23 protein-coding genes are annotated in these 23688 nt (G+C 67.1%); 8 read left to right on the forward strand and 15 right to left on the reverse strand.

The features are described 5' to 3' along the window. Window positions 1–17: 17 nt before the first annotated feature. Together ACOQPQ_RS03885 and ACOQPQ_RS03890 are read right to left on the reverse strand one after the other, a co-directional pair. On the reverse strand, window positions 18–3467 hold the full coding sequence (locus ACOQPQ_RS03885) for a patatin-like phospholipase family protein (protein WP_420638133.1): 3450 nt from the start codon (window positions 3465–3467) through the stop codon (window positions 18–20). After that, window positions 3464–4630 carry a hypothetical protein gene (locus ACOQPQ_RS03890; RefSeq protein ID WP_420638134.1) on the reverse strand — a complete coding sequence of 389 codons (1167 nt, stop codon included), beginning with the start codon at window positions 4628–4630 and terminating at the stop codon, window positions 3464–3466. The genes ACOQPQ_RS03885 and ACOQPQ_RS03890 overlap by 4 nt, the downstream gene beginning before the upstream one ends. 165 nt (window positions 4631–4795) lie before the next feature. On the opposite strand from ACOQPQ_RS03890, the gene ACOQPQ_RS03895 reads away from it, so the two are divergent. Next, entirely contained in the window at window positions 4796–4930 is a 135-nt protein-coding gene (locus ACOQPQ_RS03895; protein WP_420638135.1) for a hypothetical protein, read from the forward strand. A 22-nt stretch (window positions 4931–4952) separates the two neighbouring features. Here the strand turns inward: ACOQPQ_RS03895 and ACOQPQ_RS03900 are convergent, their stop codons facing one another. The 3 genes from ACOQPQ_RS03900 to ACOQPQ_RS03910 form a co-directional block, all read right to left on the reverse strand. Then, on the reverse strand, window positions 4953–5351 hold the full coding sequence (locus tag ACOQPQ_RS03900) for a type II toxin-antitoxin system VapC family toxin (RefSeq protein ID WP_420638136.1): 399 nt from the start codon (window positions 5349–5351) through the stop codon (window positions 4953–4955). Further along, window positions 5348–5611 (reverse strand): hypothetical protein, encoded by a 264-nt coding sequence (locus tag ACOQPQ_RS03905; protein ID WP_420638137.1) that lies wholly within the window; start codon window positions 5609–5611, stop codon window positions 5348–5350. Before ACOQPQ_RS03905 ends, ACOQPQ_RS03900 begins: the two co-directional genes overlap by 4 nt. Before the next feature lie 114 nt (window positions 5612–5725). Continuing rightward, window positions 5726–7084: a phosphotransferase family protein gene (locus tag ACOQPQ_RS03910; RefSeq protein WP_420638138.1), complete on the reverse strand. Its 1359-nt coding sequence runs from the start codon at window positions 7082–7084 to the stop codon at window positions 5726–5728. A 104-nt stretch (window positions 7085–7188) separates the two neighbouring features. On the opposite strand from ACOQPQ_RS03910, the gene ACOQPQ_RS03915 reads away from it, so the two are divergent. After that, entirely contained in the window at window positions 7189–7509 is a 321-nt protein-coding gene (locus ACOQPQ_RS03915; RefSeq protein ID WP_420638139.1) for a hypothetical protein, read from the forward strand. Window positions 7510–7570: 61 nt separating this feature from the next. Here the strand turns inward: ACOQPQ_RS03915 and ACOQPQ_RS03920 are convergent, their stop codons facing one another. Genes ACOQPQ_RS03920 through ACOQPQ_RS03930 form a run of 3 tightly spaced genes read right to left on the reverse strand, consistent with a single transcriptional unit; the run spans window position 7571 to window position 9616 of the window. After that, a complete protein-coding gene (locus ACOQPQ_RS03920) occupies window positions 7571–8119 on the reverse strand; it encodes a UGSC family (seleno)protein (RefSeq protein WP_420638140.1) in 549 nt (182 codons plus the stop codon). A 35-nt stretch (window positions 8120–8154) separates the two neighbouring features. Beyond that, the gene (locus ACOQPQ_RS03925) at window positions 8155–9138 is read right to left on the reverse strand and encodes a hypothetical protein (protein ID WP_420638141.1); all 984 of its coding nucleotides are present in this window, start codon (window positions 9136–9138) and stop codon (window positions 8155–8157) included. Window positions 9139–9154: 16 nt separating this feature from the next. Beyond that, window positions 9155–9616: an Lrp/AsnC family transcriptional regulator gene (locus ACOQPQ_RS03930; protein WP_420638142.1), complete on the reverse strand. Its 462-nt coding sequence runs from the start codon at window positions 9614–9616 to the stop codon at window positions 9155–9157. A gap of 200 nt (window positions 9617–9816) precedes the next feature. Between ACOQPQ_RS03930 and ald the strand changes: the two genes are divergently transcribed. Next, window positions 9817–10941, forward strand: a complete 1125-nt coding sequence (ald, locus tag ACOQPQ_RS03935; RefSeq protein ID WP_420638143.1) for an alanine dehydrogenase — start codon at window positions 9817–9819, stop codon at window positions 10939–10941. A 22-nt stretch (window positions 10942–10963) separates the two neighbouring features. On the opposite strand, the gene ACOQPQ_RS03940 is transcribed toward ald, so the two are convergent. Together ACOQPQ_RS03940 and ACOQPQ_RS03945 are read right to left on the reverse strand one after the other, a co-directional pair. Continuing rightward, the gene (locus ACOQPQ_RS03940) at window positions 10964–12487 is read right to left on the reverse strand and encodes a GMC family oxidoreductase (RefSeq protein ID WP_420638144.1); all 1524 of its coding nucleotides are present in this window, start codon (window positions 12485–12487) and stop codon (window positions 10964–10966) included. Window positions 12488–12503: 16 nt separating this feature from the next. Continuing rightward, window positions 12504–13271 carry an enoyl-CoA hydratase family protein gene (locus tag ACOQPQ_RS03945; protein ID WP_420638145.1) on the reverse strand — a complete coding sequence of 256 codons (768 nt, stop codon included), beginning with the start codon at window positions 13269–13271 and terminating at the stop codon, window positions 12504–12506. Between the two features lie 131 nt (window positions 13272–13402). Between ACOQPQ_RS03945 and ACOQPQ_RS03950 the strand changes: the two genes are divergently transcribed. From ACOQPQ_RS03950 to ACOQPQ_RS03965, 4 genes are all read left to right on the forward strand, one after another. Then, window positions 13403–14485, forward strand: a complete 1083-nt coding sequence (locus ACOQPQ_RS03950; RefSeq protein ID WP_420638146.1) for an LLM class flavin-dependent oxidoreductase — start codon at window positions 13403–13405, stop codon at window positions 14483–14485. Window positions 14486–14489: 4 nt separating this feature from the next. Continuing rightward, window positions 14490–14948 carry a hypothetical protein gene (locus ACOQPQ_RS03955; protein ID WP_420638147.1) on the forward strand — a complete coding sequence of 153 codons (459 nt, stop codon included), beginning with the start codon at window positions 14490–14492 and terminating at the stop codon, window positions 14946–14948. Next, window positions 14945–15355 carry a MaoC family dehydratase gene (locus tag ACOQPQ_RS03960; protein WP_420638148.1) on the forward strand — a complete coding sequence of 137 codons (411 nt, stop codon included), beginning with the start codon at window positions 14945–14947 and terminating at the stop codon, window positions 15353–15355. Before ACOQPQ_RS03955 ends, ACOQPQ_RS03960 begins: the two co-directional genes overlap by 4 nt. 65 nt (window positions 15356–15420) lie before the next feature. Continuing rightward, window positions 15421–17004 (forward strand): acyl-CoA dehydrogenase family protein, encoded by a 1584-nt coding sequence (locus tag ACOQPQ_RS03965; RefSeq protein ID WP_420638149.1) that lies wholly within the window; start codon window positions 15421–15423, stop codon window positions 17002–17004. 29 nt (window positions 17005–17033) lie between these two features. On the opposite strand, the gene ACOQPQ_RS03970 is transcribed toward ACOQPQ_RS03965, so the two are convergent. Then, entirely contained in the window at window positions 17034–17804 is a 771-nt protein-coding gene (locus ACOQPQ_RS03970; RefSeq protein WP_420638150.1) for a TauD/TfdA dioxygenase family protein, read from the reverse strand. A gap of 44 nt (window positions 17805–17848) precedes the next feature. Here ACOQPQ_RS03970 and ACOQPQ_RS03975 point away from each other — a divergent pair, with 44 nt between their 5' ends. Then, complete coding sequence (locus ACOQPQ_RS03975; RefSeq protein WP_420638151.1) at window positions 17849–19165, forward strand: DUF427 domain-containing protein; 1317 nt, start codon at window positions 17849–17851, stop codon at window positions 19163–19165. Between the two features lie 36 nt (window positions 19166–19201). On the opposite strand, the gene ACOQPQ_RS03980 is transcribed toward ACOQPQ_RS03975, so the two are convergent. The 4 genes from ACOQPQ_RS03980 to ACOQPQ_RS03995 all read right to left on the reverse strand — a co-directional run bounded on the left by ACOQPQ_RS03980 (window position 19202) and on the right by ACOQPQ_RS03995 (window position 23673). Beyond that, complete coding sequence (locus tag ACOQPQ_RS03980) at window positions 19202–20197, reverse strand: glycosyl hydrolase family 32 (RefSeq protein ID WP_420638152.1); 996 nt, start codon at window positions 20195–20197, stop codon at window positions 19202–19204. 2 nt (window positions 20198–20199) lie between these two features. Further along, entirely contained in the window at window positions 20200–21216 is a 1017-nt protein-coding gene (locus ACOQPQ_RS03985) for a carbohydrate ABC transporter permease (RefSeq protein WP_420638153.1), read from the reverse strand. Next, complete coding sequence (locus ACOQPQ_RS03990; protein WP_420638154.1) at window positions 21213–22121, reverse strand: carbohydrate ABC transporter permease; 909 nt, start codon at window positions 22119–22121, stop codon at window positions 21213–21215. Before ACOQPQ_RS03990 ends, ACOQPQ_RS03985 begins: the two co-directional genes overlap by 4 nt. 157 nt (window positions 22122–22278) lie before the next feature. Continuing rightward, entirely contained in the window at window positions 22279–23673 is a 1395-nt protein-coding gene (locus ACOQPQ_RS03995) for an extracellular solute-binding protein (RefSeq protein ID WP_420638155.1), read from the reverse strand. Window positions 23674–23688: the final 15 nt, after the last annotated feature.

Consider the following 23688-nt stretch of genomic DNA (forward strand, 5'->3'; position numbering starts at 1 on the left):
CAGCGGAGTTTGGGAGATCATTGGGGTTCGAGCGGGTTTGTCCAAACCGGTCGATTCGTCAACAGCTCGGGGTGGTGCACCGCCAGGGTCGCTCCCGTGAGCCACCACCCCCTCTGGACCAGGGCTAGGGCGTCCTGGGGTGCCAGCTTTGCGAAGTTAGTCGGGATCGCCACAATTGCATCCCGCTCGGGGCGGCTGTGTTCTTGATTGCGGCTTCGCCACTCTTCGATTCGTTCCCGCTCGATCTCAGGTGCGCTTGCGGAGAACTCCGTCGCCAGGTTGAAAGCAACGAAGGGTCGTCCGTGAGTCGTGTCGGCCTCACGAAAGAGTCGTCTGGTGCGTAAGGCGCTGGTTTGGCGGTACATCACTGCGTTGGCGCGCCAGAGCGCGCCTGCGATGGGGAGGCGACCAAGGCCGGCCCGGGTGTCGGAAGGGAGTCGTGATCCAGCGTTGAGGGAGATCAGGAAAGAATGCTCGAACTCGAGTCGTTCCCTCTGGATTGCTTCGAGGCCAAGGTTGTCGTAGATGCCGCCGTCGGCGACCTCAACTGAAGTGCCGGCATTGCAGGGGAAATCGAGGTGATCGAATCGTAGGGGCGGAAATAAGCCGGGGACGGCAGCGGAAGCGGCAACGGCCGTAGAGACCCGGAGGCCAGTGCCAGGAGTCGGCACGCTTCCGTTGACGTAGTCGCCGACGACGTCGGCATCGCATCGGAAGCGGATGCCTTCGTTGATATTGGTCCCGTTGAACATGAACCAGCATCCGGAGGGGAGATCCTCCAGGATATGGCCGTCTAGGAATCGTCGGTCCAGTCGGTCGGCGAGGACTGTCGTTCGGCTTGCTCGTGGTTTCGCGGCGCGCCAGCAATTTCGGAGGAGATCGGCAAGAAATGACTTCGTGGTGACGGAAGTGAGGAAGGGGTTGAGGACGAGGTAATCGAATGCGGGTTGCGTTCGGGCGTCGTTCCAGCGGGTAGCGATGGCGGCGTTGGCGAGCGAACCGCCGGACACGCTGGAAATGATGCGTACGTCATCGAGCAGCACGGCGTCGGCCAGAAACCTGAGTACACCCAGGGCAGCGAGTGTTGCTCGAAACCCACCCCCGGACAGAGCTAGCAGGATCGCTGGCCTGCCGCTACGGGGTGGTTCGAGGGGGCGTCGGGGCGGCATGGGTGCGCCGCAGTGGCGTTGGCTGGCCTTCACCTGGGGAGTGGGTCGCGTGCGTGGGGCTACGGCTTCGGTGGGATTCCAGGCGGCAGTGGACTCCTTGCGGGGTGGTTGCGAAACAATGTCGGGGTGGAGCACCCGAGCGGTCCATTTGGTGTCATCTGGAGTCCCAGCCCAGATGAGGAGGACGGACGCTCCGTCGCTGCACAGCCCCTTCGCTGCGTTGCAGTCCGTTGTCGAAAGGGCGGCTGGGCCATGGGGGTGGGTGTGCCAGTCTCCGAGGTACTGCGCTCCATCCGTGGACCTGTGGTGGAGGGCGGACAAGATCTCGTCAAGGTTGGCGGTGCCGCGGTCAAATCCGAGGTGGCTGTGACTGCTGTCGGCGGGCGGGCCCGAGGCTGAGTCGATGGTGATCGTTTCGGTGGCGTCATTGCGCTCACCGAAGAGAAGGCCTCCGGTTTCAACTGGTCGGGCCGCCTCGAAAGTCTGGGATGCAATGTCGTGTATGACCGCTCGTGCGCGTTCTGTCAGAAATACTGGGTAGTCGCCAGCGGAGTCGACCCGGGTCGGTAGCGGAGTCCTGATCGTCCACGGACTCCGTCGTGGAGGGGACTTGGCGTGTGGAAGGGCGGTGAGGAGTGTTTGGTGGCCAGTCGGGTCTTCGAGAAACTGAGCAGTCTGGTTGGTGAGGGTGGATGCGGCACTGGCTACGTCGGCAGCAGAGCCGTGGAACGTCGGTGCGGAGCAGCCGGGCTCGGGGTGGACGAGATCCTCGATTTCGGGGGATTTCCAGAAAGCCTCGATGAAGCGCTGGCCGTGAGGGCTGGACTCAAGCTGCTTGAGCGCGTCGCGGGCACTGAACCCTGGGCCAGCGCTGCCTGTCGGGGCCGCGAAGATCGCGGTGAACTCGCAGCGGGCGTCGGTGACGACAGAGACTATCGGCGGGTGCTCTGGGTGCGAGGCGGCGTAGCGGTCAAGGGCGGCGCCGACGCCTCGGCTCGCGGTTGCGTCGATAACGAGGTCGACGCCGGTGAGGTCGGCGGTGATTCCTTCTACTCCGATGACGTCACAGGGAGAGTACTTGATCTCAGAGGAATCGGGATGGATCCGTTGCAGTCGCTTGGCGAGGGCGCCAGCCTTTGTCAGAGTGACGTCACAGTTGTCATAGGGTTGACGCACAACCAGGCCCGGACCGACCGTTGCCCTGTCGCGGAGCATGAGTGCGCGCGGCCGGGCTCGGGCAATGAAGTCGGCGATCCATCCTCCGAGGGCACCGCAACCCCATACCTCGATCGACTTGTTGGCGAACACGGAGGTGGAGCTCTGCTGGTCTCGGCCCCGGGTCACCTGTGGTCGTGCCTCGTAGATTTGGGCCCACTTGAGTGGGTCGCCCTCAGCCCACCGGTAGAACTTCTCGAGGGACTCTGCGTCATCAACTTCGGGTTCGGCCTCGCCCGGGGATCGGAACCGGTCGGCAAGACCTGCGGGGAGTTCCCATGCGACGAGGTGATGGAATCGGCGGCCATCCTGGCCGCGATTCAGGGTCCCGACCAAGACCACGAGCGGAGTGCCGTTTGGATTACGTTGGGCGGTCTCGACAATGTGGCGACCTAGCTCCCGACTGGAATAGCCCAGGGATTCAAGTTGGGTGACCAGGGCGCCGTAAGTGGAGGCGTAGTCGCCCTCAAGCGGTCGGTTCGAAACGACAGCGGCGGCGATTCTTGGGGTGGCCCTGGGTGCCTCCCGGTGAAACTCGGTTACGTCGAGGCGGTGGTCACCGTGGGGTACGAGATTTGCCCACAAGAGGCGGTTGCGTTCGCGCTCCGGGATGTCCCGGACTATGACGAGGCGGGTCTGGCTGAATCCGATTCCCAACGGAACGGGCGGATGGATCGGACCCCCGTGCGGATCGAGTTCGCCTGCTGCTGCGGCAACGAACCACTCCCCCATCCTCTGAACGAATCCGTTCATTCCATCGGACGGGGACCACTGGTTGGTTGGATCAATGTAGAGGCACAGGCAGCGGCCAGTCACGTGTGGATGGGCCGCCCAACGAGAGTCCGAAGCGAGCAGGTGTGGTGGATTGAGGGGCATGTCGTCGGGGATCCAGACCTCAAGGTCTTCCAGAGTCTTGACCGGAATGCCGCCCGGGTACCGACGGACTCCCTGAGTCGACACGGTGATCGGCACCTTGACGAACGTCGACGAGTCTTCGACCTCGCCGCGGATCGTGACGATGCCGTCGCTCCACCGGTCCAGGGCGCGGAGTTCGGCGACAGCCCGGGCTTGGCCAGGTGTCATTGGGTGGCTATGCCGTACCCGCGCCGGTCGGTGGGTCGCGGGCGCGATCGAGCAGCAGCCGCGGCTCCGATAAGGGCGGAGGCACCGATGGCAGCGTCGGTAGACGGTTTGAGGTAGCCGGAGGACTCATGGCCTACACCGAAGACCACGGGGTCAGGATTGATCTCACTGCCGTGCTCACCGGTGCAGACCTGATGATCAACACCAAAGATCTCCGAGTACTTGTCCCATGCGACTCGGTGAGGAGGGTCGGCACCGTCGGTGTCCGATGACGGGATCGGAGGTGCGCTGGCGACCATCCAAGCTCCGTCCGCCGCGTTCGCCGTGAGGCCCGAGATGACGGCGCCTGCCTCGTTGCCGTCGTCATCGAACAGGGCACGCTTGGAGCAATGGTGCGGCGCGATAAGAACATCGAATTCAAGCTCATCGCTCTCTGAACCGCCCAAGATGGAGCCCAAGCGGTCGTGGGCTAGGTCCCCGAGGAACAACACCCGCTGTGCACAATCTCCGGCCGACATCGTCACCCGCATCACCAAGCTGGTGTCATTGCGATCCACGTCCTCCCCGACATCGGGCAACCCGTGGAACCCGGCCTCGAAGGATCCCTCGAGATCCCAACCATCCAAGAACGTGGTCACCGACCCGATCGACGACCTCGCGTCGTAAGGCAGCACCTGGAGGTCACTGAGTTCAAAGAGATCGTCACGGCCCACGACTCGCAGTCGATTGCCGGATCCTGACGCTCCAACTTTGATCGCTGCGAGCCGCCGGTCTGCTTCCTCTCGAAAAGCAATGGCGTCGTCGCAAAGCTCAGACTGGTACTCCTCGAAGATGCGCGGCGTCATCCAGAGTTCGCCTATCAGGACCTTTTCCTCCTCCAACAGTTGTCTGAAACCCCGGCAATGATCCTGGTCCGGGTGAGTGAGGACAAAAGCCGCGAGATATGGGCGTTCGTCCACTACCGGCAGGATCTCAACGAGCTGACGGATGACCGGCACATGAGGTTCTTGATCGTCTTCGCCAAGCGACATGTGGTTCAGATCAACTTGCACGATCAACTCAGCGCCATCGCGCTCCTGACCGGTCAGCAGCGTCAGGCTGTCTCCAGCGCCGACGTACCAAGCCACTAGGCCCACGTCGGGCAAGTCATCACGCTTCTTCACGTCGCCTCCTTTGGGGTCATCAAATCACGGATATGTACTTGCACTCGTGTCATTCGAGTCAGGCTACCGGCACCAACTGGTTTTCACTACAGGTGAGCCATGAGGCAACTGTGGGTAGGAGTGGCCCCCACCTTGACCTCGTGACAAGACTGGCTCTTCGCCGTGATGCTGGGCGGTGACGACGCCAGGACGCTCTTTCTGGTGACCGCGCCCGGCTCCCACCCCGACGAAGTGCAGGGCCTCGGCCAGGGCCGCATCGAAACCGTCACCGTAGAAATCCCCGCCGCCGGCCTCCCCTAGTCGGGGGCTGTCGAGTTCCTCCTCACGTAACCCCCAGGGGAACCCAGGCGATTCCGTCGACGTGGGTGAAGTGGCCGTCCGCCGAAATGAGGTCGGCGCCGGTCTCCATGGCGTGGGCGGCGATCCAGACATCATTGGTGGGTATGGGGCGGCCCTTGGCTCGAAGCGCGGTTGCGATACGGGAATACCGGTCGGCGGTGACCGGACCCACCTCCACGAATCGGGAAAACGGGCTGTCGAGCATGGAACGAAGATCAGCGGTGTTCTCCTCAAAACGCGACCCGCGGCGGAATCCGTAGAGAAGCTCACCGATGACAACCGCGGAAAACAGCAACTCATCCGCCGCCCGCACAATCTCTGCGGCCTGCGCATTTCCCCGCATAAGCAGGGAATAGGCATTGGTGTCCAGGAGGGCCTTCACGTCCAGAGGTCTTCGTCGAGGTTCTGGAGATCCTCGAGGGCGGCGTCGAACTCGTCGGCCTCCTCTGCAGTCCAACTGCCGATCAGGTGGTCGAGGGACGTACCCACCGCCTTCGGGTTGCCTCTGCCACCCTCCAGGCCGGCCCCACGCCGCAGCAGCCTGAGCGCAGCCTGATTGAGCGAGATCCTCTCACGGTCAGCGAGGTCGCGCACCGCCGCGCCCAACTCGTCGCCGAAGCCTCGAACGGTCAGTTGCTCCATAGCGGCCTCCTAGGGTGACTCACTGATGAGTCATTGTACCTCAAGGTATGAGTCACCCACGGCCCGATCCCGGACCAGCCACCGACCCGGCTTCGGCTTCGCCGCCGGCCTCCCCTAGTCGATGCGGGAGAAAGTGCGGCCGGGGAAGAGATCCACCACCGGCTTCCAGAGATACTCCAGCCGCCAGGCCCGGCGGGCCAGATAGCGGAGCACCTCGGCGTCGGGACCGGCGTCGCCCTCCCGGATGGCGCCGTCCAGCTCCATCAGCCCGTCGGCCAGGCTGCTCGGCACCCGGCCGGTGAGCGCGGCTATTTCTTCGTTCTCGATGTGCTCCAGGTGGGGGCCGAGCCCCCGTTGGCGGTCCAGGCATTCGGCCAACAGGGCAGCGTGCTCCAACCGGTGGCGGGCAAAGTCGTCGGCCACCGCGGGCCGCACCTCGTCCATCAGGTTGGTGGCGATCACCCCCTCCAACGTGGCCGTCGTCTCCACTTCGGGCAGCTCGGGGCGCTCCAGCTCGATGCCCATGGCGTCGGCCATGGCCTCGCAGGTGGCCCGCTCGCAGATGTAGCGGTAGGCCCGGTTCATGGCGTTGGGCATCTGCGGGTCGTTGATCTCGGTGATGCGGGCCAACGACACGATGGACCGCACGAACTGTTGCACCCGGTAGTAGCGCACGGAGTCGAGGTCGACGGGAATACCCGACAGCTCCCCGTAGCGGCGAAAGACCGGCCCCAGACCTTCGTCCGGGGTGGAAGGAGCGAAGAACTCCCGGGTGCAGATGTTGCCCAGATCCTCCATGGGGTCGCCGAAATGGGCCCACTCCCAGTCCACGATGGCGCTCACCCGGCCATCCTCGAACAGGAAGTTGGCCGGCCCGGTGTCGCCCTGCAACAGGCACACCCGGTCCAGGTGTTCCGGCACCTGGTTGCGAATCCACTGCAGCGCGAACGTGTACAGCGGATCGGTGACCATGCCGTCCAGGAATTTCTCGACGAAGTCGATCTCCCCCAGGGCGCACTCCGCCGAGGTGGTGGGAACCGGCATGTGGTCGAGGCTCAACGCCGCCGGATCCAACGAGTGCAAGTGCGCAAGCTGATGCACGAAGTCCTCGAGCACGGCGGCCTGCTCGGCGGGCTCGGCGTTGTCGAGATCGGCCCGGCCCGGCACCCGCTCGTGCAGGGCGGCCTGCAGACCCTCGTTCCACGCACAGATGGCGGGAACCTTCAGCCCGGCCTCGGCCAGGGCGGTCTGCACCTTGGCCTCGTGCTTCACCGAATGCGTGCCGCTGCCGTCGCCCTCGCGGTCCAACCGCAAGAAGTACTCCCCCACCGAATCGTCAGGGCGGGTCACGTCCACCACCCAGGCCTCCCGCCGGGCAATGTGGCGCTCCAGCCGGGTGATGCGACCACCTCCCGCTTCGGCGATCCAGTCGGTCATCCCGTCGGGCAGATCGTGTGTGAACTCCTCAGCCATCCGAAAGGCTTACCACGCCGACGCTACCCGGCAGGAAAACCGGGACACGGCGTGACGCTGCCAGGGCGGAACCCGAAAGGCGTACCACGCCTAAACTGCCTGCCATGAGTGCAGAGCGAGTACTGGGCGACGTGGCCACCACGTTGCTGATGGAAAACGACCGGGTGCGCATCTGGGAGATGCGCCTCGAACCGGGCGAGCGGTCCGACCTCCACCGCCACGACCACGACTACGTGCTGGTGCAGGTGGCCGGCGACAAGATCGCGGGCGACTTCGAACCCGACACCGCGGGCGAGTTCTCCGGCTTGGTGGAGGGCGAGGTGGTCCCCGGTCAGGCCATGTTCATCGCCAAGGGCGGTATCGAAACCGCGGTCAACACCGGGACCGAGCCCTACTACGAAATCCTGGTCGAACTGAAAGACTAAACCCCAGCGCCGGACAGCAGGCCCGAGGCCCTCGACGAGGAGATCTCGACCGGGCGAACCGTCAGTTTTGGCCGGTCAGCGCGGCCAGCACCTTGGGGGCCATGATCTCGGCCAGTTCCAGGCACTCCTCCTTCGACCAGATGGCCGTGGGAATCCACGGATAGTCGGCGGCCAGGAACTCGTAGTCGGGGCATCCGCTCACCCGGGCGATGGCCTGGGCCGAACCCCGCATCTCCTCGTGAACGATGGCGATGCTGGGCACCCCGGCCCACTCCAACTCGACGGCGTCCCGCAAACTGCGGGCACTGCAGCTTCCTCAACCCCCGAAGCCGGTGATGGCGACGGTGGCCTCCTCGGTCAGGCGGCTCCAATCCCCCGGATCAGGGGGTATCGACACCGAACCTTTGACCACCTTGAGCGGGGCCTGCAGGTCGCTCAGCTTGGCCAGCTCGTCGTAGAGGGCATCCAGGAAGATCTCCCCCTCGCCCAAGCCATTGGCCACCAAGCCGACCACCGCCCCGTCCAGGCTGGCCGGCCGAGGGGAGAAGTCGTGATCACCGGCCCGGTCGAGCGGGCCGGAGGTGGGATCGAGACCGATGAGCTGCGTCATGCCCGGAGATTAGCCGGTGGCCTGCTGCGGTGCTGTCATACGACCGGCTCGGTAATGGCCAAGGCCAGATGGGGCAGCAACAGCCAACTCGCGGCCATGCCCGCTCCCCCGGCGGCCACCACCAGGATGCCCTCGGGTTTGCCGATACGGGCCATTCGGTCGGTGGCGCTGGTGGCCGGGGCGTTGAGGCGGGGCCACAGGTACTCCTGCAGGTCGGCCTTCGACCACCCCTCTTCGATGAAGTAGCGGTGATGCTCGTGGCCGATCACGATCACCACGTTGCCGTCCTCGCCCAGCCAGGAGTCCCCGGCGATGCCGTTGGCCCGGATGCAGGTCACCAACGAGTCGCACACCCCTTCGGGCGAGCGGCTGGTGAAGTCGGTGGCCTCCACCATCTTCATCAGCGAGTGGACGGTCACCGCGCTCTGGTCGGGGGCCAGTCCCCGTTGTACGTGGAGCGGCTCCCAAGCCGAGGCCTCCTCGTTCTCCCCGAAACAGAAGGAGTAGCGGGCCGGCGTGGAGAAGCTGGCCCGGTCCAAGAAGCCGGGAATCCCTCGGCACACGTTGCGGATCACCAGGCGCAGGGCCCGACCGATGGTGGCGTTGGCCCGGAATCCCGGTCCGAAACACCCCGCCCCTGACGCCACGCCCAGGTCGTGGCGTACCGGGCCGTTGACGATCACCGCCTGGGCCGCCCCCGACAACGTGCCGGTGGTGGAGTGGCAATTGCCCTTGGGATGCAGGTGGGCCCGAACGGCGGCCACCACCACCGGGAAGTCCTCTGGTCGACAACCGGCCATCACCGCGTTGGCGGCCACCTGCTCGGCGGTGCAGGTCACCTCCCGGGTGGGCACGGTGCCCAACACCTCGTGGCCCCCCAATCCGGCGTGGGCCAAGAACCCGGCCACCCTCTCGGGGGTCGGCGGGACGATGGGCAGCCCGTCGGTCCACCCCCGGCGGTGGTAGTCCTCGATCAGGTCGTCGGCAGTGTCGTAGGCGTGCTGGGCCGTGGCGGTCATCTCTTCAACCTAGCCACTACAGCTCGTGGCGGGTGGTGTCCCACACCGAGCGGATGGCGAAGCTGGACCGCAGGCGACCCACACCGGTGAACCGCGACAAGTACTGGTTGTGGATGCGCTCGAAATCGCGCTGGTCGGCCACCGCCAAGTGCAACAGGTAGTCGGCGTCGCCCGCCATCAAGTGACAGGACATGACCTCCGGGCACTCCACCACCTCTTTCTCGAACTGACGAAGCGAGGGCTCGCTCTGGCTGACCAGAGAGATTTCCACGAACACGTCCAGGGACCGATCGATGGCCTCGGGGTTGAGAATCATCACGTACCCCGCGATCACGCCGTCGGCCTCCAGACGGCGGACCCGCCGGTAGCAGGCCGACGGCGACAGGCCCACCCGGTCGGCCAACTCGGCGTTGGACATCCGGGCATCCCCCTGCAGCTCGTTGAGAATGGACCGGTCGATCTCGTCGAAGTCCGGCATTGATCGGCCTCCCCCCTGGGCGGTGACGAGCCACCTGATGGTGCGGTGGTTGCCCTGAACAGGCAATTTATCCGAATCTAGGGCGATCTGTACAATATTTCACCACAATCACGAGAATCTGAGCAATATTATCAAAGATTCTTCGCCCACCCCGCGGATATGATGTCATCACTGACTAAGACCGACGGGGGAGGTTGGCCATGCGCATCGGGGTTCCCAAGGAGATCAAGAACGAAGAGCATCGGGTGGCGTTGACCCCCGGAGGCGCCGCCGACTTGGCCCACCGGGGCCACCAGGTCCTGGTGGAGCGCCACTGCGGCGAGGGAGCAGGCTTTGCCGACGAGGAATACGCCGCCCACGGCGCTCGCATCGCCGATTCACCCGAGGAGGTCTTCGACTGGGCCCAGATGATCGTCAAGGTCAAGGAGCCCCAGGCCGAGGAACGGGCTCGGCTCCGCGACGACCATGTCCTGTTCGCCTACCTGCACCTCGCCGCCGACGAGGCCCAGGCGGCCGACTTGATCAACCAGGGGGTCACCGCCATCGCATTCGAGTCGGTGGTCGGACCCAACGGGGGCCTGCCCCTGTTGGCCCCCATGTCGCAGGTGGCGGGGCGCATGTCCATCCAGGCCGGCGCCCACTGCCTGGAGTCTTCCGCCGGGGGCCGAGGGGTGCTGTTGGGCGGCGTCCCCGGTGTGGCCCCGGCCAAGGTGGTCGTGTTGGGCGGAGGGGTGGTGGGCCGCAACGCGGCCCAGATGGCCATCGGCCTGGGTGCCGATGTGACGGTGATCGACCGTGATCTTTCCGTGCTGGAGGGTCTGAATGCCCGGTTCGGACCCGCGCTGCGCACCCTGCACTCCAGTGGCGGCGCCCTCGAGCAGGCGGTGCTCGGCGCCGACCTGGTCATCGGCGCGGTCCTGGTCCGCGGGGCCCGGGCCCCCCGTCTGGTCACCACCGAAATGGTCAAGACCATGCGGCCCCGCTCCGCCGTGGTCGACGTGGCCATCGACCAGGGGGGCTGCTTCGAGACCTCCCGCCCCACCACCCACGCCGATCCCACGTACGTGGCCCACGACGTGGTGCACTACTGCGTGGCCAACATGCCCGGCGCCGTTCCCCGCACCTCCACGTTTGCCCTGGAGCACGCCACCCTTCCCTACGTGGCCCAGTTGGCCGATCTGGGGGCGACCGAGGCCATGGCCGCCGACGGAGGCCTTCGGGCCGGGTTGACCGTGTGCCGGGGTCAGGTGACCGAGCCCGCGGTGGCCGATTCGCTCGGCCTCGACCACACCCCGCCCGAAAGGCTCTTGGGCTTGGCCGCCTGAACGGCACCAGGCAATTCTCGGGTCACCCCGAGAGCAGTTCGGCCATTCGTTCGGCCACCGCGATGACGTTCAGGTTGGTGTTGGCCCTCGGGGTCTGCGGCATGATCGAAGCGTCACAAATCCGAAGCCCCTCGGTCCCCCACACCGCACCGTCGGGGCCGACCACCGCGGCGGGGTCGTCATCGGCACCCATGGCACAGGTGCCCGCCCCGTGGTAGAAGGCCACGTGGTGCCCGAACACGTGGGCCAGGAGATCCTCGTGGCCCAAGCGGTCGGGTAGGAACACCGTCCCGTCGGCCACTTGCCGATACGACGGCGAGCCCAGCAGGTCCAGCCCCAGGGCGAACGCCTCCGTCAGCCGGGCCAGATCGGGTGGGTGGGCCAGAAACGGATAGGTGATCGACGGCCGGTCCTGCGGATCAGCCGACACCGGGCGGACCGATCCGCGGGTGTCCACCTGCTGCAGGGCGGCGATGAAGGCGAACACGGTGTCGAGCCCGCCGGCTTCGGCCCGCCGGCGTGGACTGGACGACAGGTCGACGGCACCCACCGGGAACAACTGGAGGTCGTTGTCCGGCCCCGAGGAGCTGGTGTACCGCAGCAGGGTTTGGATGGTGACGTCATCGCCGGCCACCATGCCCGGCTTGGGGGCGGCGAACAGGTACACCGCGGGGTGGTCCGAGAAGTTGGCCCCCACCCCGGACCGGTCGACCACCACCTCGATGCCCATTCCGGCCAGCTCCGATGCCGGACCGATCCCCGAGCGCCACAGCAGCATCGGGGACTGGACCACTCCGGCGGCCACGATGACCTCACCCGCGGAAACGGCCTCCGTCTGCCCGTCGAACGCCACCTCCACCCCGACCGCTCGCGTTCCCCGCCACAGCACCCGCCGCGCCAGGCAATCGCCTCGCACTTCCAGGTTGGGGCGCCCCCGAACCGCCGGCGTCAGGTAGGCGTCGGCGGCCGACACCCGCCGGCGGCCCCGCCGGTTTCGGGGCAACGGTCCGACACCCTCGGAATCGGGCGCGTTGTGATCGGCCACGTAGCCGAAGCCCGCCGCGCCACAGGCGTCGTAGAAAGCGGCCTGCACCGGGTGCAGTTCGGTCTCAGGGGTGCGCTCGATGGGCAGCGGCCCCTGGCGACCGTGCCAGGGGCCTTCGCCTTCCCGGTCGCACTCCAGGCGCCGGAAGCTGTCCAGCATCGCCTCCCACCGCCACTCGGGGAAGCCCCACGCGTCGAAGTCGCCCGGCATGGCCCGCACCGCGATGCCGCCGTTGACGGCCGAGCCGCCGCCCAGCACCCGACCCCGGGGATAGGCCTGGGTCCGCCCGCCGGGCAACCGCACCTCGTCGCCCCAGTCGTGGTCGGGATGCGACGACACCGCCAGGTCGGCCAGCTCCGGGGGCAGGCGGGTGCCGTAGTCGGGGCCGGCCTCCAGCAGCACCACCCGGCGGTCGGGATCCTCGGACAATCGGGCGGCCAACACCGCCCCCGCGGAACCCCCGCCCACGATCACCGTGTCCCACGGCGGCCCGGCCTGCACAGGGAACAGTCCCGCCCTAGCGAGCGGCCTTGTTGGACTCCCGCTCCCCGGCCAAGAAGGCGTCGCGGGCCTTGTCCCCCTCCCCCATGAGGTTCAGCTCGTAGGTGAAGCCCTGCTCGAAGCGGTAACTGCGGTGGACGTCCACCGGGTCGATGCCGTTGATGGACCACTTGGCCTTGCGGATCACCGCGGGCGGCTTGGCGGCGATCACCCCGGCCACCGTCCGGGCCTCCTCCATGAGCTGGTCGGCGGGGACCACCCGAAGAATGGTCCCCCAGCGGTGCAAGTCCTCGGCGGCCACCGGCTCGCAGGAGTACATCATCCAGCGCATCACCTTCTCCGGCACCAGCCGGGCGGTGTGGGTGGCCGCCCCGAGGGCGCCGTTGTCCACTTCGGGCATGGAGAACTTGACCCCCTCGGCGGCCACTACCAGGTCGCAGTTCCCGGCCAGCCCGATGCCCAAGCCCAAACAGAAGTCCTGCACGGCGGCGATCACCGGCACCGCGCAGTCGTACACCGCCCCGAACGCCTCGTAGCAGGCGTCACCGGTGCCCAGCACGCCGTCGAACCCCTCCATGGCCTGCATCTCCTTGATGTCCACCCCGGCGTTGAATCCCCGGCCCACGGCGGTGAGGATGGCCACCCGCACGTCGGTGCCGTGCTTGAAGCCGCGGAAGACCTCGGCCAGCCGGTAGGTGTCGGCGATGTTGAGGGCGTTCACCGGGGGGTTGTCCATGGTGACGACGGCGATGCCCTGCTCATCGATCTCGGTGTGAATGGCCACGGTGAACTCCTTTGCCTCGCGGCTGCCAGCGTAGGCCCGCCACGGCCCGGCGACTACCCTTCTGGTGCCATCCCACCCGGCGGGGCCACGAGCCTCCACCCCTCCGACCAGCCTCAGAAAGCGAGCCCAGTGTGCGAATCGGCTATCTGATCGACACCAACCACGGGACCTACGACCAACCGCTCCCCGATCCGGCCAACGCCGCCGACGCCCTCGACGCCATGATCGAGGAGGGCATCCTGGCCGAGCAGTCCGGGTTCCACTCCATTCAGGTGCCCGACCGCCACGGCCGCACCGAGTCGTACTTCGGCTCGCCCCTGAACCTGCTGATGATCCTGGCCCGGGAGACCTCCAAGGTGGCCATCGGCTCCTATTGCCTGGTCAACACCCTCTATCACCCCATGCACGTGGCCGAGCAGTGCGCCATCATCGACAACATCTCCCGGGGACGGCTGTACATGACGTGGGGCCGGGGCTTCCACGCCGGCTACTGGGGCCAGTTCGGGGTTCCGCCCGAACGGATGCTGGGCCGCTACCTGGAGAACGTGGCCATCATCGACCGGGCCCTGCGATCCAAGGGGGAGCGCTTCAGTTGGGACGGCGACTTCTACCAGGTGAACGACGGCTTACTGTCCCCCAACTCCTACCAACAGCCCCGATTCCCGTTCTGGGGCGGCGGCCAGCTCCCGGCGGCCATCGAGCGGTGCGGGACCTACGCCGAGTCGTGGACCTGCGACGACTTCCCCATCCTCCAGGAGGTGTGGGACCAACAAGCCGGGGCGTACCGGGCCAAGGCGGTCGAATGCGGCAAGGAGCCGTTCATCGTGTTGATGCGCAAGGCCTGGGTGGCCGACACCTTCGAGCAGGCCGCCGAGCAGTACGGCGCCCACTACGTGCCCGAGATGCGCTTCTACTGCGAACAGGGCATCCTGGCCCACCACCCCGAGTTCGACTCTCCGGAGAAGATCACCACCGAATCGGCCCGCGAGCACATCGTGGTGGGGTCGCCCGCCCAGTGCCGAGAACGGTTGGAGCGGTACCACGAGGAGCTGGGGGTGCAGTACTTCACCGTGCAGTTCCGCATGGTGACCGGCCCGTCCTTCGAGGCCACCCGGGAACAGATTCAGCGCTTCGGCGAGGAGGTGGTGCAGCCCCTGCACCGCAAGTACCCCGCCCCCGACCATCCGGCCATCCCCGCGGCCTGCCGGTGGTGATCCGATGACCTCCGATCTGGCTGTCCCCACCACCGAGGAGTTGGAGGCCCTGGTGGGTTGGCGCTTCCCCGGCGGGACCTACACCGTGGAGCCGTGGCGGGTGTGGCTCACCAACGACGTGGTGGGCGCCGACCAGCGCACCGACGGCGTGGCCCACCCCATGTTCTGTTACTACGCGGCCATGGCCGGCATGGGCCTCAGCATCGCCGAGCTGTTCACCCTCTGCTCGGCCTCCGCCGACGACGGTCCCATGTTCGGCGAGTCGGACATCACCCAGCACCGGTCGCTGGAGATCGGCACCACCTACACCGTTCGAGGTGAGATCACCAGCGCGGTCCGCAAACAGGGAGCCCGCACCGGCACCTTCGACATCGTGGCCTTCCGCCTGGAGGTGGTGGCCCCCGACGGAGAGGTGTCCGCGGTGGTGTCCAACTCCTTCATCTACCCCCGGAGGACGCCATGAGCACGCCCCCAGTCCCCGCAGTGGGCGAGGAGATCCCCCGCTTGGTCATAGAGTCGGTGGACGCCGAGAAGATGAAGACCATGGCCGCCCTCTTGGGCGACCCCAATCCCATCCACTGGCACGTGGAGACCGTCCAGGAACTGGGCATGGGCGACCAGCCGGTGAACCAGGGGCCCAACAACATGGCCTACGTGATGAACATGCTGGGCCAGTGGGCCGGCGGCACCGAGCGCATCTCTCACTTCCGAGTCCGATTCCTGGACAACGTGTTCGCCGGCGATCGCCTGGAGGCCGGGGGGTCGGTCACCTCGGTCTCCGAGGACGGGTCGGTCGAGTGCGACGTGTGGCTCGCCCGCGACGGAACCCACCCGGTGCTGGCCGGTACCGCGACGCTCCAGTGGGGCTGACCGCCTACCCCGGTCAACCGGGCAGCGGCAACCACCGCTGACCCGACGGCAGGCTCTCTCCGGCGATGCGGCTGACCGAGCTGTGGCTCGACACCGAGTTCGACCGCTGGCGTGAGGAGGTGCGCGCGTTTCTCCGCGCCGAGATGGCCCCCGGCAACGTGTCCGGCCACACCGATCCCGGTGACCTCACCGGTCTCGACCGGGACTTCGAGCGACGACACCACCAGGCCGCCGCCCGGCGAGGATTCGTGGCCGTGTCGTTGCCGGTAGCCGACGGGGGCGGTGGCCGGTCACGGGCCTACAAGCACGTCTACGACCTGGAGGCCGCCTACCACGGCGCCCCGTCGGTGGACACCGGCGTGACCTTGTGCGGCTTCGTGCTCTCCCGCTTCGGCACCGACCCCCAAAGGGCCCGCTGGTTGGCCCCCATGGTGACCGGCGACACGTTGGGCGCCATCGCCTACAGCGAGGCCGGAGCGGGCAACAACCTGGCGGCCATCGCCACCACCGCGACTCGCGACGCCGGCGGCTGGGTGCTGTCGGGTACCAAGTCGCACGTGACCGGGGCGCACAAGGCCGAGGTGGCGGTGGTGTTGGCCGTCACCGATCCCGGTGGCCCACCCCGGTCGTCCATGACCATGTTCCTCGTGCCCCTCGATGCCCCCGGCGTGCAGGTGGTGCGCCGCCCCACCCTCAACGGGTGGACGCTGGGCGAGATCACGTTCACCCAGGTCCGCCTCGACGACCACTGCGTGTTGGGCGAGACAGGTCGAGGCTGGTCCCAGGTCATGGCCGCGGTGGCGGCCGAGCGGGGTTCTTTGGCCTACTACGGCTGGGCCGAGTGCTGGTTGGGGCGCCTCCCGGTCACCATGTCCGGCCCGGAGCGGGCCCGGCTGCACGCCTCGGCCAGCCGGGTCCGGGCCTTCTCCCAACGGCTCATCGACCTCGAACTGGCCGACGCACCGGTGGGCTACGAGGCGTCGGTGGTGAAAGTGACCGCCACCGAGTTGCTGCAGGACATCGCCCGGGCGGCCGCCGCTGCGGCGCCACCGGACGAACGGGGCTGGACGGCCATGTTCGAGGAAGGGCCTCCGTATGTTTACGACGCCCTCGAGGCCATCCACCCCACTCTCTCGGTGGGAGCCAACGAGACCCACCGCGACATGATCGCCGCCGCGTTGGCGGACCGTGACCTGTCGGCGGCCCCACCCCTCCCCGACGTCGGCGACGACCCCGTGCTGGCCGCGTGTGCGACGATGGCCGCCGACGCCCGCCAGGTCCTGGCCCTGACCGCCCAGCACGCCCTCAGCCGCCCGCTGTACGCCAAGCGGGTGGGCGAGTTTCAGGCGGCGGCCCACCGGTTCGTGGACATGGCCGTCGCGGTGGAGGCCATGGAACTCACCACCGGCCAAGCCGCCCTCGTCCCCGCCGGTCCGCCGCGCGACTACCTGGCGTCCGCCGCCAAGGTCACCGCCAACGAGAACCTGCTGGACGTGGTGGCCGGGGCCCACCAATTGCACGGGGCCGACGGCTACTACCGCGACCACCCGCTGGCCCCCTACGCCCGCCGGGCCTGGGCCGCCCAAGCCCAAGCAGGCACCACCGCCGAGCACCTGGATCGCCTGGCCCGCCTGACCACTCCCCCGTAGGGGCATCCCCAGTCCGCCGGGGGTTACCCCTAGGCGGCAATCGTGACCCGGTGGAGCACCCGCTCCTCACCGGACACGTCCCCCACCACCGCGTGTTGGGTGGAGCGGTTGTCCCAGATCACCAAGTCGCCGTCGCGCCAGCGATGGCGATACGTGTTCTCGTACCGTCCGATCACCCCATAGAGGTACTCCAGCAGCGGGCGGCTCTCCTCGGGAGTCCAGCCGTCGATTCGGGTCACGTAGTTGTCGTTCACGAACAGGGCCTCGGCCCCGGTGTCGGGGTGGGCCCGCACCACCGGATGCACGGCCACCACGGCGTCGTGGTCCAATCCGGCACTGGCGGCCAAATCGGTGCCCTCGTGGACGGCGGACAGGCCGCGGAGCATGGCCTGAAATCCCGGAGTCAGCGACTCAAATGCCTTGGTGGCGCTGGCGAACATGGTGTCGCCCCCCACCGAGGGCAACACCCGGGCCAACAGCAGGGTGTAGGCATGAGGACGCTGCATGTGGGTGGAATCGGAGTGCCACGTTTGGGTGATGGGGTTGGGGTCGTAGATCTTCATGATCCCCGGATACCCCTCGATCGACGGCACGTAGGGATGGATGGATATCTCTCCCCACCGGGCGGCAAAGCCGAGCTGATCCTCGGGGGACATGGCCGCCTGATCCCGTATGCAGATGACGCCCCGGTCGTGCAGCGCACCGCGCACGGCGGCAAAGGCCGCGCCATCGAGGTCGCCGGTCAGGTCCAGCCCCAGCACCTCCGCCCCCAACGCCCCGGCCAACGGTCGAATCTCCATGGTGGGAGACACTACTGGTGGGCCGATGCCCGTACTATCGGGCGATGGCTTCTGTTGCTTCCGCGTGGGACCGCTACCCCGGCTACGCCGTCGACCTGGTGCCCTGGGAGGGGCGGGGCCGGGCCCGCCTCGGCTCGGTGGTGCTGGCCGAGAGCGATGCCTGCGTGATCGTGAAGGAATCCGACCACCAGGACCAGCTCTACTTCCCCGTCGCCGACGTCAACTGGGAGCACTTCACCAAGACCGATGAGCACACGGTGTGTCCCTTCAAGGGAGAGGCCGACTACTGGTCGCTCACCGTCGGGGAAACCACCGAGGAGAACGTGGCGTGGTCCTACCCGCAGCCGTTCCCCGAAGTCGCCGGGCTCGAGGGTCATATCGGCTTCTACGCCCATCGTGTGGAACTCGAATTCCTCGAGGCGGTGCCCGAAGACGACGGTGCCGAGGTGGTCTACCCCTTCCCCGTGTGGGGTACCGCGGAGGACCTCACCCGACTCATCGACGTCGACCAAGAGAGCGGCGGCCGTTTCACCAGCCCGTCGTATCCCGATCCTCCCCTGGGCACCTTCCTGGACATCCCCGACCATCGCCGACCCCGCCAGGTCATCGAGGGCGGCCACCTGTTGGGCCAGGCCATCGTGGCCGCCTCCAAGACCGTTCCCGACCAGCGGGTGGTCTCCGCCTCCATGGTGTTCACCCGAGCAGCCCGTTTCGACGCCGACTTGGCCGTGGAGGTGGACATGTTGCGCCGGGGGCGCACCTACTCCACCGTGCAGACCCGCACCGTCCAACACGAGAAGTTGTGCGCCGTCGGCCTGGTGCTGTTGGACCGAGGGGCCGACGACGTGTACCGGGGAGCGGCCTCCATGCCCGACGTGCCCTCACCCCTGGACTGCCCGTTGCGGGACTTCGGCGTGATCGGGCGCGACATCCGCGTGGTGGACGGTGCCTACAACAGCGATCCCGACGAGGTGGGCCCCGCCGAGCTTCACGTGTGGATGCGCTATCGCAACCGCCCCCAGGGCCCGGCCCTCCAGGCGGCCCTGTTGGCCCAGGCCACCACCCACTACACCATCGCGGCATCCATGCGGCCCCACCGGGGCATCACCGAGGCCCAGGCCCATGTCACCTTGTCCACCGGGCCGATGTCGGTGGACATCGCCTTTCACGAAGAGGCCGATGTGGCCGACTGGCACCTCTACGAGAACCCCGCCGTCTACGCCGGGAAGGGCCAAGTGCAGGGCCAAGGCCGCATCTTCGCTCAAGACGGTCGCCTGGTGGCCACCTACAGCGTCCACGCCATGGTCCGCTCCTTCGACACCGACCCCAACCGAATCGGCGGTTACACCTCGGCCATGTAGCCCCTCGCCGAACGGGTCGGGTGCCGGGACCGTCGCCTATCGGTCGGCGACGTGTTCCCCGTCGGGCACCGGCGCAAGGCGATGACCGAGAACGAAGCGACCGGACTCGTGGTCCAGGTGGACCTCGACGGGGTCGCAGACGCCGCCCCGAAAAGCGTCGTTGCCTCCGTCGGAGAAAGCCAGGTACACGTACCGTTGCGATCCCACCGGGACGACCCGACCGGCGTAGTGGGCACCGGTTGCGTCGGCGTCGATGAACGACGGGGGCTCGGTGTAGGGACCGAAGGGCCGGTCACCGATCAGCTCGGCGGTTCCGATCCGGGGCGAGCCCGAGGGGTCATTGCGAGGCCACGGCCCGTCGCTGTTGGTCGAGAAGATCAGATGGTGCCTGCCCCCGGCCTCCACGAGCTGCGGGACCTCCAGTTGGGCGAAGTGCCCTCCGGTACCGGGCAGGGGCGGCCGAGCCGTCCAACGGAGTCCGTCCGGTGAGGTGGCCAGCCCCACGGCTCCGGCGCGATAGGGGTCCTCGGCGTCGGCCACCCGGGCGCTCAGCAACATGGCGTAGCCGTCGCCGTGGGTTCGCGTCAGAAACGGGTCGCGCCACCCGTGCTGCCACGTCGTGGTACCGGGCCGTTCGTACCAACGGGGATCTGATGCGAGCACCGGATTCGACGGGTCCTTCTCCCAGGAATCCAGGTCGTCGGACCAGGCCAGCCCGATGCGCTCGACATGGTGACCGCCCCGGCGGGTCATCCCGGTGTAGGCCATGAGCCACCGCCCGCTGTGGTGTCGAATCACCGATCCCGTCCAAATGGCGAGGTCGTCCCACTCCCCCGCGGCCCCCGGCACCACCGCGGTGGCCCGTGGCGTCCACTCGACCAGGTCCGAGGAGACGGCGTGACCCACCGTGGCGTGCCAATGACGCTCCACCGGGGGCAGCGAGCGAGGCGCTTGCAGGTGGAACAGGTGCCAGAGGGATTCCTCTTGCACCAGCCAGAAGTCCCACACCCACCGGTCCTCTGGCCGGTACACCCTCAGCCTTTGATGCCCACCGTGGCGATGCCTTGGCGGAAGTAGCGCTGGAAGGTGAAGAAGATGATGGCCATCGGGATGGTGGTGATCAGGCTGGCCGCCATAAGGGTGTTCCACGGATTGTTCTCCCCGAAGGCGCCGCGGAGCAGCGCCAGCCCGACGGGCAGGGTGCGGATGTCGGGATTGCTCGGAGCAGCCAGCAGCGACTGCAGGAACTCGTTCCACACCCCCTGCACGCTCAGCACCGTCAACGCGATGAGGCCCGGGCTCACCAGGGGCAGCATGACCCGGCTGTAGGTCTGCCACAGCGACGCCCCGTCCAGGGCGGCGGCCTCCTCCAGTTCACGGGGTACCAAGTCGAAGAATCCCTTCATCATGAAGATGGCGAAGGCGTCGAACACCAGCGGCAGGATCAGCGCCCAGTAGGTGTTGAGGATGCCGAGTTCCTTCAGCACCAGGAATCGGGGAATGATGAGCACGATGCCGGGGATGCCCTGCACGGCGATGACCGCGCTGAAGACGAACCAGCGCCCCCAAAACCGCAGCCGCGACAGGGCGTAACCCGCCAGGGTGGCCAGGAACAGCCGGCCGAGGGTGACCGAGACCGTCTGGATGGTGGAATTGAGCGCCCAGCGGGGAATCCGGACCCGATCGTTGTCCAGCCGGTCGAGCCCGTCGAGGGTGGGGCTGTCCAGCTCCCCGTCGAACATCAGACTGGTCGGATTCTGGGCGATGTCGGGCAGCGACTTGAACGAGGAGACACCGGCAAGCACGAAGGGCATCACGAAGGCCAAGGCGAACAGGACCAGCACGGCATACGACGCCAGCATCTTGAGCAGGCGCAGACACCGCTGCACATCTTCCCGTTCGAAGAAGCTCTTGACGGCTTCGGTGAGATCATCGAACATCCGGCGCGGTCGCAGCCACCGCTGCACCTCTTCCCGTTCGAGGAAGGCCGGCAGGTCTTCGACTGCCGTCGTATCCGTCGAGCCCTCGGCTGCCGTCGTGTCCGCCGTCACGAGAGCAGTTCCTTGTTCCGCATCATCAATCGCTGCAGCCCGGTGAAGGCCATGATGATGAAGAACAGCAGCACGGCCATCGACGCTCCCAGGCTGGCCTTGCCGTTCTGGAAGGTCTGGAAGTAGGTGAGGAAGGCAGGGGTCATGGTGGTCTTCTCCGGCCCACCGAAGCTGATGGCAAAAATCTGGTCGAAGACCTGCCAGGTCCCCAGCAAGCCCAGGGTGACCACGAAGGTGATGGTCGGCTTCATGAGCGGGATGGTCACGTAACGGAACCGCTGCCAGGCCGACGCCCCGTCCAGTTCGGCCGCCTCTTCGACCGACGGCGGGATGTTCTGGAGGGCGGCCAAAAAGATGAGCATGAACGTGCCGATGGTGGTCCACGTGGTCAGGATCATGATCGAGACCATGGCGATGGAGGGCCCGCTGACCCACTCCCACAGGGACAGGCTCATCACCTCGGTGTCGTCCATCCAGTCGGGGGGCGACTCAAGCCCCAGGACCCCCAGGAAGTTGTGGATCACCCCGTTGGCGTTGGCCAACCAGTTGATGTCCTGGAAGGGGAGGATGGCGTTGACCGCACCGTGGGTCTGGAACAAGAACAGGAAAATCAGCGAGATGGCGATCGACCCGGTGATGGAGGGGAAGTAGTAGGCGGTGCGAAAGAAACCCTTGGCCTTGAGCCGCTTCTGGTTGACGATCACGGCCAACACCAGGGCGACGAACGTCTGGGTGGGCACCACCCCCAGCACGTAGTACAGGTTGTTGCGGATCGAGATGGCGAAGTCCTTGCGCCGGATCCCGTCCTCGGTCAGCAACTCCCGATAGTTGTCGAGGCCGACGAACTGGCTGTTGAACGGAGCAGTGATCCCCGTCCAATCGCGCAGGCTGACGAGTATCGACATGACCACCGGGATGGCCAAGAAGACGAGCAGCCCCAGTAGCGCGGGGGAGATGAAGAGCCAGCCCCACAGTCCCTCTCTTTTGAAGATTTGGGCCCTGTGAGGCTGGCTCTGGTTTCTCGCCCGCCGGAACCACCCGCCGGTCCGCCGCAACGAAGTGCTACAAGAGATCTTCGCCCGCCTCGACCACTTCCTCGATGAGTTCATCGACGGTGACGTCCCCGGAGATGAGTTGCTGGAAGTTGTCATTGAACACGCCCTGGATGTCGCCCACCCCGGTGGGGAACTGGAACGGCGAAGCGTAGGCGGCGCCGGCGATGAACGCGCCCAGCTCGGGGTTGTCGGCGACCCACCCGTCGCGCACCGACGCCCGGGCGGGCATGACCTGGAACCCGGAGGTCCAGGCGGCTGCTCCCGCCGCGTTGGTCAGGTAGTCGGCAAAGGCCCACGACCGCTCCGGGTCGTCGGCGCTGGCGGCCACCCCGTAGCACACGGTGAAGGCAAAAGTGCCGGGACCTGCAGGGCCGGAGGGCAGCTCGGCCACCGCCCATTCGCGATCGGGGAAGCTGTTGTTGAGGTAGCCGACGATCCAGTTGCCCTCAATGGTCATGGCCGCGTTGCCCGAGCCGAACGCTTCGCCACCCCAACCGGTGTCGATGGCTTGCGGGGTCGCCGCGTGTCCGGCGGCAAACAGGTCGGCCAGGAACCCCAGTGCGGCCCGGGCCCCGTCGGAGTCAATGGCCACCGCGGTGCCGTCGGGGGTGAGGATGTTGGTGCCGGCCTGGAACAGGAAAGCTCCGGCCCGGGCGTATTCCGCGCCGAAGCTCAGGCCTACGCGGTCATCAGTGGTGAGCGCCTCGGCGGCGGCGGCCAACTCCTCCCAGGTGGTGGGCACGTCCACGCCCGCCTCGGCGAAGGCCGTCGGGTCGTACACCAGGCCGAGGGTGGAGAAGTCCTTGGGCGGGCAGTACCAGGTGCCGTCGATGGTGAAGATCTCCCGCAACGCCGGGTAGATGTCATCGGGATCGCTCAACACCCCGTCCGGTACCGGGGCCAACGCCCCCGATGCCACCAGGTCGGGCAGCCGGGACGAGTCCACGTAGAACAGGTCCGGGGGGTCGCCGGCGACCAGGGCGGCCTGCAGCGACGTGTCGAACTCGGGTTGCGGCTCAAAGGAAGCGTCTGCGCCGGTGTCGGCGTTGAACTGGTCGACGAGAGCCGTCAACTGGACGTCCTCGGCCTCCGAGGACGCCCATCCCCAGACCACCAGGTCGGCGCCGGTCAGGTCAACACCCGGGGCCGGCTCCTCCATCGGCTCGTCCATGGGTTCGTCGGCCGCGGGCTCATCCATCGGCTGATCGGCTGCGGGCTCGTCCATGGGCTCATCCATCGGCTCGTCGGCCGCGGGCTCATCCATCGGCTCATCGCCTGCGGGCTCGTCCATCGGCTCATCGGCCGCCGGTGCTGCGGCCGGTGGATCGGCCGCACCCGCATCGTCGTCATCGTTGCCGCACGAAACGGCAATCAACGAACAGGCCAGTACGAGCGCAAGCACGCCCTTCCAGCAATC

This window comes from Candidatus Poriferisocius sp., from assembly GCF_965219775.1.
GTDB lineage: Bacteria > Actinomycetota > Acidimicrobiia > Acidimicrobiales > Bin134 > Poriferisocius.